Origin of the sequence: Pantoea sp. BR_17 (genome assembly GCF_041955125.1) — a bacterium.
Taxonomy (GTDB): domain Bacteria; phylum Pseudomonadota; class Gammaproteobacteria; order Enterobacterales; family Enterobacteriaceae; genus Pantoea; species Pantoea stewartii.
This window is the reverse complement of record NZ_JAVAXT010000001.1, coordinates 1-13,627: the sequence shown is the minus strand read 5'-3', so window position 1 is coordinate 13,627 and position 13,627 is coordinate 1. Positions and strand designations below refer to the sequence as shown.

Sequence of the window (13,627 nt, the reverse complement as noted above, 5' to 3'; positions counted from 1 at the left end):
TAATGAAAGTAGCAACGATTGGTAACTGTCAGCTCGAAGTCGTTGGTCAGTTATTAAGTAATTATTCTGAGCTTCATCGTGGCGCAATAACACACGTTGTTAATACACCTCTGTATAAACTTGATGCTCAGCGAGACATTATCAATCTGATGCACGAACTTGAAAGCTGCGATCATATTTATATGCAGTATCATTCTGAACGCTGGGGTTTGCTGTCAACCGCGAAACTGACCGAGTATTTCGATATCCGCATATTACCCACAATGGAATCAAGCGTATCAGCACCGCAGCTAGGGTATTATTCTGCTGCCGTGCCCGATTTAATGGTGTATGTTGATTACCGTTTTTTGCATCTCTATTTGACCGCACATGCCTGTGCGGATGCCGTTGCTGCGTACCACAATGTCAGTTACGACGAGGCCAGGCAGCATAACATGATCATGGACGACGCTAATCGCTACCAGCGGTTGTTCAAAGAAGGTAAGGTGGCGTTTGATTATTCAGACTTTTATCGGGACGCCCTGTTAAAAGATAAACATTGCTACAGCACGGTAAGCCACCCCAATAACAAACATTTAAGCATTTTCTTTAGTGCAATCTTTTTTGATTTATTTAAAGAGAATAAGAACTTCGATCTTGGCGGCAACGATTTGCTTAAAAACTATATTGCTCCAGAGGTAGGCAGTGGCGAACAGCATTATTTCATGATGCGCGAAACAGGGCTTTCTCTGGCCTGTAAAATTAACTATCACTTCTTTTCTTCACAACCGCGTGAACAACTCTCAGAAGCCTTACTGCGTTCCACTTATTATCGTAGCCTGAAATCCGGCTATCAAAACCTCTGAGCCTTTGCTGTAAGCCTGAAGATGCATCTTATCGATCAGGCTTGTCAGCACACAAAACAGTACCATTCAGTCACGGCGGCAATGCAATCAATACTGCGATGTTGCTTTACTGTATTAATACAGCGTTATATCGCTTTGTGGCGTCTGCCTGTCTCTGCCATTCCGGTCATTATGACTCTGCATAAAACATTCACATTGCCGCCAGAAAGAAGCGCGGTTCCTGACGAGCCTGCCTGTCCCCGTTTGCGTTAAATACACACTAAAAAGGGCTTTATTTACGGCATCAGTTCGGCCTGCCGGGATTACAATCTGCTATAAAAGCGCGCCTGGCACCCCATCCATACCAGGAAAAAACTTTGCCAGCTAAACAATGTGTTAGCTGCACCACCTCAGGCAAATCATAATGAGCAGTAATAAAAAAGCACTTATGCTGGATGCCGGTTTTGCTGCCATGCCTCTTTTGATGGCACTTAAGCATTCCGGTTATGAAACAGCCGTATGCAGCGGCAAACCGCAGGATCCGGGTCATCAACTCGCGGCCCACTCTTTTTGCCTGAATTATGCCAATGTACAGGACGTACTGACCCTGGCGAAATCACTCAATATTACATCACTTCTGCCTGGTGTTACCGATGTGTCTTACCTTACGGGTGCCAGTGTCGCTGAGGCAATGGGCTTACGCGGTTTTGATCGCCCTGATGTAGCAGAAATTATTTTTAAAAAAGACGTCTTCCGCCAGTGGGCACAGAATAAGGGTTATCCAGTCCCTGTGGCCGTGAGCTGTCCTGAAGAGGCGGCGCAACTTCCGTTACCGTTGATGATAAAACCTGTCGATTCCTACAGCGGATTAGGGATTTCACTGGTGGCTGAGCGCGAACACATCTCCGCCGCCTGGCGAGACGCCTGTGCGGCATCATCCTGTGGCCAGGCACTTATAGAGCGCTGGATAGCCGGTGATTTACACAGCCACTCCGCTTTTATCGTGAATGGAAAAGTGGCGGTCGAATATTTTGTTGATGAATTTTGTACCGTTTATCCCTGGCAGGTAAACAGTAGTAGCCTCAGCCTCAATCTTCCTGCGTCGATAAAAGACCAGGTCAGCGACTGTATACAGGCACTCGTTGATGAGCTCGGGCTTTGTGATGGTTTACTGCACACTCAGTTTATCTCGGATGGTAAAAGCTTTTCTCTGATAGAAATGACACGCCGATGCCCGGGTGACCTGTATAATCAACTCATTGAATATTCTACAGACACGCCTTATTCACTCTGGTTCACCCATGCCTTTACCGGCACACCTTTTACGCCAGCCAATCGGCGTCCCGAACATGTCAGATTAATCGCTCGCCATACTGTGTCTGTTGATCAGGAACAAACCTTTACCTCCGTCAGCTTCGCAGCATTACCGGCCAATATCCTTTCTTTTCTGCCACTTAAGAAAACAGGCGAGAGAATCCAGCGCGCGCCTCACGATCGCGCCGCGCTTATTTTTGCTGAATTCCACCAACGTGATGAACTGGCCCGCTTCACACCACAGTTAAAAAATTTTTTTACGCTTGGTAAGTACTAGGAAACCGATATGAAAAAACGACTACAACTTGGTTTTATTGGCGGTGGCGCGAATTCGGCTATTGGTCTTACCCATAAAATTGCCTCACAGCTCGACGGGGATTTTACGCTTGTGGCGGGCTGTTTTAGCCGCAATCCTGAGCAGAATCGTCACACGGGTGAGAGCTGGAATATTCATCCTGAACGTATTTACGAGAGTATTCAGGCGTTTATTTTGCAGGAGCGCCATCATCTTGATGCAGTTGCGGTGTTAACACCCACCCCTGACCATCATGAAATTATCACCGCCTGTTTCGAAAACGGTCTGGCTGTAATTTGCGAAAAGGCGATGGTTGAAAGCCATCAAAGCGCTTTGCACATCATGAACAGCGAGCACCAACATCAGGCAAAATTGTTTGTCACTTACAATTACAGTGGCTATCCCATGGTGCGCGAACTGCAAAAGCGCGTACAGCGCGGCGATTTCGGGGCCATTCAGCAGGTCATGGTTGAAATGCCTCAGGAAGGTTTTGCACGCCATAATCAGCATGGCGATGTGCCAAAACCGCAGAGATGGCGGCAGCAGGATGCCGTCATTCCAACCGTTTCGCTCGATCTTGGCGTTCATGTTCACCAGCTTATTGAATTTATCACCGGGGATCACGCCGTCGATATTTATGCGATCAATGATACGTACGCCAAAATTCCCGGCGTTATCGACACCGTACATATCTTATCGCGTTATCAAAGCGGTATGACGTGTAATTACTGGTATGGCAAAGCCGCTCTGGGATACCGAAATGGCCTGCGGATTCGCGTCATGGGAAGTCAGGGCAGCGCAGAATGGCTCCAGATGGATCCTGAATTCCTGTATGTCAGCGGTTTGCAAGGCAGTCGTTCTGTTATTGATCGCACAGCCAATGACAACATTGTTGCTGCTGATGCACGTTACTGCCGTTTTAAAGCGGGTCACCCTGCTGGCTTTATTGAAGCATTTGCCAATTATTATGCTGACATTGCCTCTGCATTGAGAGGGGAACCTAACGATTACGTGATGGGTTCAGACGTTGCGGCTCGCGGGCTTCACTTTCTTGAAAGTGCCGCGAAAAGTGCAACAAGTCAGCAAAAATGTACCCTTTAAACAATAAAAAGATAAAATATAACGGAGTTCCTCATGAGTTTTCTTAGTGAAATAGTCGAGAAAAATAACCATTTTCTCGTTACGCTGGAGAAAATGTACCAAAACGGTAATCCGGTAGTCCTCATTGGCGCAGGCTGTCTGGCTACCAAGACCCGTGAATATATGGCGCGTAATCACTTGCATATCGATTATGTAGCGGTCAATGAAATGTATTTTTCTCCTGGTCAAACGTTAAACGAACTGACTGTTGTCCCTCTGGAAAGTTTGCTCAACACCAATAAAAAATATAATTTTATTATTGCACTACAGTATGTGGAGCAGGCGTTTTTAAATTCATTATCAGACGTTCAATCTGAAGTGCTGGTCTATGACCCCTCTTTTACGGGCGTAAACACCGAAGATATTATTTCCTATGATTTTTGTCAGACCCATGCTGACGCCCTGCATTCCTTATATGAAAGTCTTGGTGATGATAAATCTCGCGAGACGTTTATCGCATTCATGAATCAGCGTATTAGCGCACGCCCTGACTATATTAAAACAGTGTATGATGAGAACCATTACTTCCCAACCGACATTGTCGCGTTGAGTAAGTCCGAGGTTTTTGTTGACTGTGGTGCTTATAATGGTGACAGCGTGAATGCTTTCGAAGCCGCACTGGCCACCCGCGGACTCCCTTCGCCGAAAAAAATCTTTGCCTTCGAACCTGACGACGTCAATTATCCGTTGCTGTGTGCCGCTACAGCGGATAAAGCGTATTGTGAATGCCACCAGGCAGGCGTATGGAGTGAAGAGACAACGCTGTATTTCGACTCAGGAAAAGCGTTGGATTCAAAAATTACTGAAAAGGTCACGACTAACAGTATCGCATTAACCACACTCGATAGCGTTATTGCGGACAGTAAGGTGACGTTTATCAAAATGGATATTGAAGGCGCTGAGCTTTCTGCGCTGGAGGGGGCGAAAAACAGTATTCAACGCTGTTACCCACTGTTGGCAATCAGCGCTTATCACAAACCGGATGATCTTATAAAGATTCCTGCTTATATCAAAAGCATTATGCCCGGGTATCGATTTTATCTCCGCGCCCATCATCCTGTTCATGCTTTTGAACTGGTGTTGTACGCGATTCCTGCCTGATTTTTTCTTTGCATCAGCCCGGCTCTCGCGTATCAGCCGGGCAGAGTTGTTCTCATTACCTGTATCCGTCGTCTGTGCCCTTCCCGTTTCTTTTTCGATATACCGCTGTCAGCAACGATTTTTTGAGATGAGAAACGATTAAGAAAGCAAGATCGTGCAGATGGAAAGCATGTGAGATGTGCAGCGTCAGGCAAACGCATGTTCCCTTTTGCCTGACGGGCTTGTAAAGATCCGGATTGAAGCCTTACGCAGCATTCACATTGCTGGCGCGCATAATAATGTTAATAATCTCATCCTGATCCGCTTCCGCCAGGTTTGGATGCACCGGTAAACACAACACCTGCTGAGAAATTTGACTGGCCACCGGCAAATTTGAAGGAGCCGATGATTCATAGCCTTTGTACATCGGGAAATCGGAGATGAGCGGATAAAAATACCGTCTGACATAAATATTTTGGCTTTTGAAGTGATGATACAGTTCATCACGCGTCATCGGGAATAATCCCGCGTGAACAAAGACCGGGCAATACGCATAGTTCCAGTCGGTTTCATCAACGAGCGGTAGTAGCGTAAGTCCGTGTATATGCCCTAATGCCTGCTGATATTTTTCGTAGATGACTTTACGCTTAGCCAGCGCTGAATCCACATGCTTCAGCTGGAGTAATCCAAATGCCGCCTGAACTTCATTCATTTTGCCATTGATACCCGGCGCAACCACCGTGGTTTCATCGGCAAAGCCAAAATTCTTTAAATAATCAATACGTCGTTTGATTTTTTCATTCGGGCAGATAATGGCGCCGCCTTCAAACGTGTTAAATACCTTTGTCGCATGGAAGCTTAAAACAGAAAGATCGCCGTGATTCAGGATACTGACGTTTTTTTGTTTAACACCAAAACAGTGCGCGGCATCGTAGATGACTTTCAGACCGTAATTGTCGGCAATACGTTGAATGCGGTCGACATCGCAGGGAATGCCATAGCAGTGAACGGGTAAAATTGCACTGGTGGTAGGCGTAATGGCGGATTCGATTTTTTCAGGATCGATATTGCAGGTAACAGGATCAATATCGACGAATATGGGTTTTATGCCGTTCCATAATAAGGAATGGGATGTCGCGACGAAAGAATAGGGAGTGGTAATCACCTCCCCCGTGATTCTGAGCGCCTGAAGCGCAGTCACCAGCGCCAGGGTACCGTTCGCGAACAAACTGAGGTGCTCGACACCGAGATAATCGGCAAGGGCCCGTTCCAGCTCCTGGTGATACGGACCACCATTTGTGAGCTGTTTACTGTCCCAGATACGTTCTAAATAAGGCAGGAACTCTTCCAGGGGCGGCAGAAGAGGACTTGTCACCAGCACATTTGATGAGGGTTTGTTTATCTTCATCGGATAACTTCCTGACCTTAAATAATTGTTGAATGCGTACAGGGCTTTTATCTGGCGCGCTGTCTCTGCACGTCATTTATGCCTGAGTGGCTTCAGATAACGCCTGTATCCGGCCGAAAAGTGTCATAAGCGCGTCCTGGTTTACCTCGTTATACGCTTTTTCTTTCAATTGCTGACTGAGCGTGTCACTCAGCGACGTATCAGTACAAAGCGTTGCGATAGCCTCTTTCCAGGCGTTCGGGTTATGTTTTACTCTCCAGCCGGGAACGGACTCACCGAATGTAGGATGATCGCTATACATCGCCGGTATCCCCATTACTGCTAACTGCATGAGTACGTTGTTATCTTTGTAACGGTTTTCATCATTGTTGCAGCGCGGAAGCACGGCGATATCGGCGTCACAATGCAGCAACTGCGCGACCAGGCGGGCCTCAGTCTGAAAACGGTACGTTTCCCTGATATAAGGCAGCCATTCCGGCGGACAATGTCCAATGACAATCCAGTCAAGCTTTTCCGCACTTGCCGTTATCGCTGGAGTCAGTAATTCATAATCTTTCTTCCTGAGATCGTATGTGAAACACACGACACGGCATTTGTCTTTTTTCTGCTTAACTCTATCCTGACAGGGTTGTACTAAAACATTGGGAAGAATAACGACAGGTTTATGGCGCTTTTTGAGCCAATTGGCCAGTGCATCGCTGTACGTTAGCCAGTTATCGATAACATTATCTTCAATTAATTTTTTATATTTCCGCGCATTCGGATCGTCCTGAATAAGATAATGAACACGACAGGTTATGGCGTTTTTGAGTTGCCTGATTGTCTGGCAGGCGAGATCCGTCAGTTCGCCGCTGATAACGAGCTCGTCAGGATGATGCCGCAATAATTCTGGCGCGGAGGGTATCTGTTCAAGAAGCACGCTTTTGACGCCACCGGCATTCATCAGCCTGTCCAGCGCGGTGGTAAATCGCTGCACGCCAGTATTATTCTGATCCTGCGCGATAAAAATGACGGTACGTGTTTCGCCAGGTTTGAGCGGGTTCCAGCCCGTGACTAACGTGCTGTCTGCGGTAAAAAGGGTTCTGTTCAGGCTTAAATTTTTATTATAAGCCGGATCATCTGCCAGAACAGGGAGCCAGGCGTGATAGAAACGGTCAAGTTCCTGTGAAGGCGACAACGCATATTCTGGCGGAAAGTCCGTCACGGCTTCCTGTTTTGCTACAACGCTGTAAGGTGTGCATATTGCCCGACCGCCCTGCTGAACCAGTCGCAGATTCAGGTCCAGTCTGGCCAGCAGAGGTTGTGTATAAGCCGTATCAAATCCACCGACCTCCAGCCATCTGTCTTTTCTGATTAACAGACAGTCTGTGGCCAACGTCGAATAACTACAGTCGCTTTGATAGCGTGACAGGTAGCCTGCATTGCCCCATCTTTCGGCATAACCAACAGGGAAGGCCAGGCCCCTGACCCCAAGAATTTCTCCGGCACATAAGATCTGACTGTCCAGGTTGATAATATGAGGCGCGACGCAGACAACATCATGCCGCAGGGCATGACATGCCAGCGCCTCCAGCCAGCCGCGGCTGACAAATAAAACACGGGGATCCAACAACAGCAGAAACTCGCCTTCTGCCTGCCCTACTGCCTCATTAATCGCCGCTTCCTGGGTTTGGCTGCCATGACTTTTCAGGATGTTGATGTTAACCGACGCTGTTGACAAATTTGTCGTCAGCCAGGCCGTGATGGCCTCAGAGGTCGCCGGCGTCACAATAACAATCAACTGGCATACCGGTTGATGGGTTTGTTCAAATAACGTAGTGATGCAACACTGCAGTTGATGGATATCTGTGCCAGCGACAAGTATGATGCTGAGCGAAATAACCGGCTCCGTGCTGTATCTTAACCGCCACGGCTTACCCGGCTGGTGCTCCACTACACCCTGGCTGAAGCCCTGCTGCTGAAGATAAGATTGCAACACAGCATGTTCCTGCTGCAGATCCTGTGCCACACAGCTTTTCAGAGGCGTCACGGTAAAGACCTCTGAAACATGACCAAACACGTTGCTATCGCGCGTAGCTAACAGTCGCGTAATCGCATCCAGCTCATAGCACGCGGATAAATCAGCATTAAACCCGCCGATAGCCATCAAGGCGTTTCGCGCGAAGATCCCGCGCTTAAGGTAGAGTGAAGGCTGACTCAGAAAAAGGTCCGGGCAAAATGCAGGCTTAAAATGAGGATGAATTTTCCCTTCCTTGTCAGAGAGGCCTTCATCCGCGTAAACAAAGGCGCATCCCGTTCTGCTGTGCAAGGCCTCAGCAAGGAGTCGTAAACTTTCCGCTGTAAACTGACACCCGGCAGGAACGACGTATATCCAGTCGTAAACGTTCTGATCCAGATGACAATTCATTTCATTCAGCCACACATCAGACCGAATCTGAAAGACACGATCGTCAGAAACGTGGCACGTTTCCTGCGGCGTCGCCAGTAAAACGGCGCATCCTGTTACCTGATCTAACTGAGGCAATAAGGCATTCAGCGTCGAGGTCCTGTCCGCTTCGCTGCCTGGCTGGACGGCAATCAGCATTCTGAGGAGTGGCAGTGATGAAGGACTCTGCACCTCTTCAGCAGGAGCCGGAAGTTGCCGCTTATACAGCCAGTCATTCAAAGCGTGTCGCTTATCCTGCGCGGCACGTTGTTCGGCCTTTTCTTGTGTCAACGTAACGAAGTTTTCAAACTGTTGCTGACTTCTCGCGCGTCGGACCAGAAAATAGTCTCGCATCTTCCATAAATTCTGGCGCTCGGTATCAATAGCTTCCTGGGTGTTTTCCCAGCAAAATCCAGCGCCACCGTTGTCACGCACGGTTTCCTGCGTAATGGCATACTTTTCATAACCCGGTGCGGTTAACGCAACTACAGGACTTCCGCATAAAATCGCCATTGCGCAGGTGCCCGAGGACTCATACGAATAAAATACGCGCGTACGCTTGAGCACAACGGCAAGTTCTTTCAGCGTCAATGGGTTTGCCATGGACAAGATTTTGGTATCCGCGGGTAGCTGGCTGAAATCAACGACCGACTCAGGCACACGATTCAGGTAGAGGATATTCAGGTCTTTCTGCGGGTTGTCGTCACAAAATAATTGCAGATCAAAGGATTCGATTCCCAATATTTGTGGGTCAACGGCTTTTTCAGCAAACTCATTGCGGTACCAGAAAAATAAATCATCCGGTCCTTCATGGATCCGGTTATTCATGATCACGCCTTCCCGGTTCAGCATATAGCGAACACATACGGGCGCGGAAAGAGGATTACCCGATACGATTTCAGGGTAAATGGCAATCCAGGGTTGCCCGCTGTTTTGAATAACTTTCCAGTCTTCACTGTTTATCACCGGCGTATTCCATTCTGGATTCACGCGGCAATTAACCATCCAGGCTTTACCGCCCTGTTCATTAATCATGTGACAGAGCTGATGGATAACCTGAACGCCGGATGAAGATTCGATGTAATCCGGTGCCAGAAGTAAGTAAGGAAAGGTGAACCCACGCATAACAGCCTCTTTTTCTACAGGCGCGACAATGAAAAGCTGGCGTTGCCTGAACGTTGTGTGTCTCTATGGAGACGTTATGTCCGGTCATGTAACGACGGCGTCATCATCAGGACGACGCGCCGCCACTGTCTCAGGCAGAAAGCCAACCTCTCTGCCATTCGTTTAATCCCTGCTCCCTCAGGTACCAGTCCTGATGGACCGCCGCGCGAAGTTGATCGCCCAGACGACGAGTGGCATCCATATCCGCAAGGTGCGCGCGTATAGCGCTCATCCAGTCTTTAAAGCGGTTTTCAACGAGCGTGACGGGCAGGCCACAACGATAGGGTTCGATACTGGTGGCAATGATCGGCACGCCACAGGTGCCGATCTCCAGTAACCGCAAATTACTTTTGCATTCATTGAACTGGTTGACTTCGAGCGGCACCAGCGCCAGATCCAGGTTCAGGCTGGCCAGCTTTTCGGGGTACATATCAAACGGCACGCCAGTGTGGAACTCACAGTGCACGCCCCGTGGTTTCATTCCCATGAAAACCCATTCAACCTTGTCTTCCAGCTCCTTGATAAGCGGCAGCAAAATTTGCAGGTCACCGGCATGTGTACTGCCGCCCGCCCAGCCGATACGCACTTTACGCCCCACGCCGCGCTGGCTGGTCAAATGGCCCCACTGACCTTCTGCGAGACGGTTCTGTGCAATGCGGATGTCATGATGGAAACGGCTGTAGGCATCCGCTAACGGTGCGGTTGACACAACCACCCAGTCCGCGCACTCCATTACTTTGCGAAGATTTTTGACAATCTGTTTAGGGAACTGGTTACGGTTGCCATTTTTTACCGGTACGTTGAGCAGGTAGTCGTCGTACTCAACCACAATTTTGGCATCGCAGACGTCGCGATATTGCGCCATGACCGACGGGAAACGGCCGCCACTCAGCGACTCCAGCACAATAATATCAGGCTGTAAAAGTGCGACTTCCATTACGCCGGGAATTTGCTGAGTGAGTCCGCCCTCAAGCAGCAACTGACTTTCCATGGCCTTGAACGGTTGCAGGATGCGGTGATTGCCACATCCCTGCCAGTCGACATGGTGTGCGAGCACGACAGGCAGTGGCCTGCCCGGCAGCGGCTGCTGAAAACGCGCCGTCCCTGCACCCAGCGTAAACGGTTTACCTGCCCGCTGCATCAGCGGATGGTTACTGGGATCCTTTAACAGCGTGGCGCGCCACTTCTGGCGAAGCCGACTATAGTCATGCTGAAACGGCCTTTCCTGTACGTTGAACTTTTCTGGCATCAACCGCGTTGCACCGCCCATATGGCGAACACGCGACCACGGCGTCCAGACGTTTAAGTAACCTTGTTGCTGCGCACGTAACCCCAAATCGACATCCGCGAAGTAAAGCGGGAAATCGTTCTCAGCAAAGCCACCCAGACTGAAGAACACGTCTTTGCGGACCATCATGCAGGACCCACTCACTGCAGCAAGATTGTGCTCCGTTTGCAGATAGCTCTGGAAACCTCTGGCATGTTCCTGCATCCCCTCCCACGGACTGTCAACGCCGTTCTGTACACCCAGCAGATAACCGCCGTGCTGAACCCGGCCATCGTGGTATTCAAGGCGCGCCCCGACTAATGCGACCTCTGGCCGCAGTGCATGCTCCAGCAGCGCATCCAGCCAGTCAGGTTGCGTAATCTGGCAGTCGTTATCCAGGAACAACAGGACATCGCCCTTCGCCTGCTCTGCCGCGCGATTATGCATGGCGGCGAAATTAAACGGCGCGTCGTAACGCAGTACCTTAATCTGTTCGATATTGAGTTTGTCGAGATCGTTGAGAAAGGTACAGGCCTGCGCATCCACGGACTGATTGTCGACGATCAGTAATTCATAATAGGGATAACGCGTTTTCTCCATCAACGTATCGATGCAGGCACGGAGTAAGGCGGCATGGTCACGCGTGGGGACGATAATGGAAATGAGAGGCTGCGTGTCCCACTGATAGCGCACCCGTGCAAAACCGGGATTCACGCCGGCATCAAGTGATACTTTTATCCCTAAACGCTGTAAATGCGCCTCGACAACGCGCCGATAGCCGGCTTCACAGGACTGCGCTTCATGCCAGCGCCCGTTCTCTTTTTGGCCTCTGACTACGACATCTGACACATGTCCAAGCGCGCCCGGTCCCTGATTTTCAATGCAACGCCACAGCCATTCATACATGATCAGAGGATTGACGGCATCCTCGCCCTTCCCCGCCGCCTGCACTTTCCGGCGGTCAAACAGTAACGTGCGGCCTACGTAAGGCGTACTTCTTAACAGATCGATATTGGGATCGGGACGAAGAATCGCTCCCGGCTCATTCATATCATCATTAAAGGTTTCATCGACATACCACACAGCCGTTTCCGGGCGTCGCAAACGCTGCTCTGCCAGCAACAGCAACGCGTCAGGCAAAAGCTCATCCCCTGCCATCACCAGCAGCAGCGCGGCTGGCCCGGTTTCGTGATAAACGACCTCGTTAAGTTCAGCGACCCAGCCTGAGGCACAGGCGGTTATCGTCCCCTCATTTAACGCAATATCGACATCGCTCAGTAACATGACCGTCGCGGGCGGCAATGTTTGCTGCCTGACGGCGGCAAGGGAACGTTCACAGGCTGCGGCATCGCCGTTTTCATCAATAATAACAATGCCGATATCGCCACTTTCGGGCACAGACTGAATAAATGACTGTAACGCTGCGCGTCGGGCTTCGGTAATTGACCTGTCTTTCAGCCACTGTTCAATGGAGTAATTTTTATCGGCCCAGGACAGGACGGACTGTCTGTGGAAGCGTAACGCATGTTGCGCCCTGTCATCCATGGACCAGCGTTTGGGCGCAGGGAGCTGGCTGAGAATAGTCTGGAGCGCAGCAGGCATCGTCCATTTATCGCCAAAGCGGCCCTGGTTCGCCCGGGTCCATGCCACGGCTTCACTGAAACCCCGTTTGAGTGCGGCGATCCACTCCTCCGTCTCCGGGCAAAACTGCAGATTCACCACGGTAAAATGCGATTGTTCAAACTCCTGAAGGTTATGCGCGTTCAGATAACCTTCCACGCCGGTTGTAGACGCTAAAAATACCGGAATACCCAGTATTAATGCCTTGGCCACAATTTCATCGCCACCCATGACCATATCGTAGTTATCCAGCCACTCAGGCTCAATCCGACTCACAGGCTGGCTACAGTCGAACCATTCCAGCGTAATGGACTGACTTTTCAGTTGCTGTTGCAGCTCATACATTTCGGCGGAAATATCCGGGGCGTAATAAAGTATGCGTTTGAGCGCAGTGCGGGCATTACGAGATGGATAGCAACTGAATGCGGAAGGAACGGTAAACGGCAAAACAGCGATCTGACTGGATAGCAGTCCGTTTTGCAGCAAACGTTCTGATACCACAGGCGACAAACTCAATGACAGGGAGGCGAGCTGATTTTCCAGCTCAGCGCCCCACGGCATATAAATGTCATGATAATCATAAAAGTGGCGGAAAATAACCGGGGCCGTGCCTGTTAACGTTTCCAGCACGGGTAACAATTTTTGTGCAATAAAACCCTTATAGACCCAGATGAGGCTATAAGCATCAGCGAGCGTGCCTTGCTTATCACTGATAATGCGGAAAGCCGGGTTGGATTTGTACTTTTCCAGTTCAAACGACAGCGTTTTACCATAGGTACTGGTGACAATATCCACCTGCCATCCCCAGGGTAAAAAAACATCAATGATATCGAGCGCCTCATTCACGTGAAGAGAAAACTGCTCAACTCGGTCAATGCTTATTAAAAGCCTGTTCATCTGACATCCTCTGGTTGTGCATAGCACTATCCTGCACGTAAGTACCTTACCTGTTTCAGACTATTGTAAATTTTTGGGTATTAATTTAGGGCGGGAAAAGCTATAGCAAAGCGGGCTAATTAGACCGATTAAGAAAAAACGCCCTCATTTCTGAGAGCGTTTTTAATCTGACGGGCTGTGCGGCGATTAACGC

7 protein-coding genes are annotated in these 13,627 nt (G+C 49.5%); 4 read left to right on the top strand and 3 right to left on the bottom strand.

Annotated features, from left to right (window positions below; genetic code table 11):
- Nucleotides 1-2 precede the first annotated feature (2 nt).
- From RAC60_RS00035 to RAC60_RS00020, 4 genes are all read left to right on the top strand, one after another.
- Nucleotides 3-845: a WcbI family polysaccharide biosynthesis putative acetyltransferase gene (locus RAC60_RS00035; protein WP_033742047.1), complete on the top strand. Its 843-nt coding sequence runs from the start codon at nucleotides 3-5 to the stop codon at nucleotides 843-845.
- A 403-nt stretch (nucleotides 846-1,248) separates the two neighbouring features.
- Nucleotides 1,249-2,415 carry an acetyl-CoA carboxylase biotin carboxylase subunit family protein gene (locus tag RAC60_RS00030; protein ID WP_058701500.1) on the top strand — a complete coding sequence of 389 codons (1,167 nt, stop codon included), beginning with the start codon at nucleotides 1,249-1,251 and terminating at the stop codon, nucleotides 2,413-2,415.
- A 9-nt stretch (nucleotides 2,416-2,424) separates the two neighbouring features.
- Nucleotides 2,425-3,534 carry a Gfo/Idh/MocA family protein gene (locus RAC60_RS00025; protein WP_033742051.1) on the top strand — a complete coding sequence of 370 codons (1,110 nt, stop codon included), beginning with the start codon at nucleotides 2,425-2,427 and terminating at the stop codon, nucleotides 3,532-3,534.
- Nucleotides 3,535-3,567: 33 nt separating this feature from the next.
- On the top strand, nucleotides 3,568-4,674 hold the full coding sequence (locus RAC60_RS00020; RefSeq protein WP_039342619.1) for an FkbM family methyltransferase: 1,107 nt from the start codon (nucleotides 3,568-3,570) through the stop codon (nucleotides 4,672-4,674).
- 244 nt (nucleotides 4,675-4,918) lie between these two features.
- Here the strand turns inward: RAC60_RS00020 and RAC60_RS00015 are convergent, their stop codons facing one another.
- The 3 genes from RAC60_RS00015 to RAC60_RS00005 form a co-directional block, all read right to left on the bottom strand.
- A complete protein-coding gene (locus RAC60_RS00015; protein WP_039342620.1) occupies nucleotides 4,919-6,061 on the bottom strand; it encodes a DegT/DnrJ/EryC1/StrS aminotransferase family protein in 1,143 nt (380 codons plus the stop codon).
- 76 nt (nucleotides 6,062-6,137) lie between these two features.
- Nucleotides 6,138-9,611: a glycosyl transferase family 2 gene (locus RAC60_RS00010; RefSeq protein WP_375092410.1), complete on the bottom strand. Its 3,474-nt coding sequence runs from the start codon at nucleotides 9,609-9,611 to the stop codon at nucleotides 6,138-6,140.
- A 130-nt stretch (nucleotides 9,612-9,741) separates the two neighbouring features.
- Nucleotides 9,742-13,434 carry a glycosyltransferase gene (locus tag RAC60_RS00005; protein WP_058701502.1) on the bottom strand — a complete coding sequence of 1,231 codons (3,693 nt, stop codon included), beginning with the start codon at nucleotides 13,432-13,434 and terminating at the stop codon, nucleotides 9,742-9,744.
- Between the last annotated feature and the right edge of the window lie 193 nt (nucleotides 13,435-13,627).

Excerpts from the sequence above, each read along its gene's own strand:
- RAC60_RS00015 (WP_039342620.1), bottom strand. The coding sequence starts at position 6,061 with ATGAAGATAAACAAACCCTCATCAAATGTGCTGGTGACAAGTCCTCTT.
- RAC60_RS00025 (WP_033742051.1), top strand. The coding sequence starts at position 2,425 with ATGAAAAAACGACTACAACTTGGTTTTATTGGCGGTGGCGCGAATTCG.
- RAC60_RS00035 (WP_033742047.1), top strand. The coding sequence starts at position 3 with ATGAAAGTAGCAACGATTGGTAACTGTCAGCTCGAAGTCGTTGGTCAG.
- RAC60_RS00005 (WP_058701502.1), bottom strand. The coding sequence starts at position 13,434 with ATGAACAGGCTTTTAATAAGCATTGACCGAGTTGAGCAGTTTTCTCTT.
- RAC60_RS00020 (WP_039342619.1), top strand. The coding sequence starts at position 3,568 with ATGAGTTTTCTTAGTGAAATAGTCGAGAAAAATAACCATTTTCTCGTT.
- RAC60_RS00010 (WP_375092410.1), bottom strand. The coding sequence starts at position 9,611 with ATGCGTGGGTTCACCTTTCCTTACTTACTTCTGGCACCGGATTACATC.
- RAC60_RS00030 (WP_058701500.1), top strand. The coding sequence starts at position 1,249 with ATGAGCAGTAATAAAAAAGCACTTATGCTGGATGCCGGTTTTGCTGCC.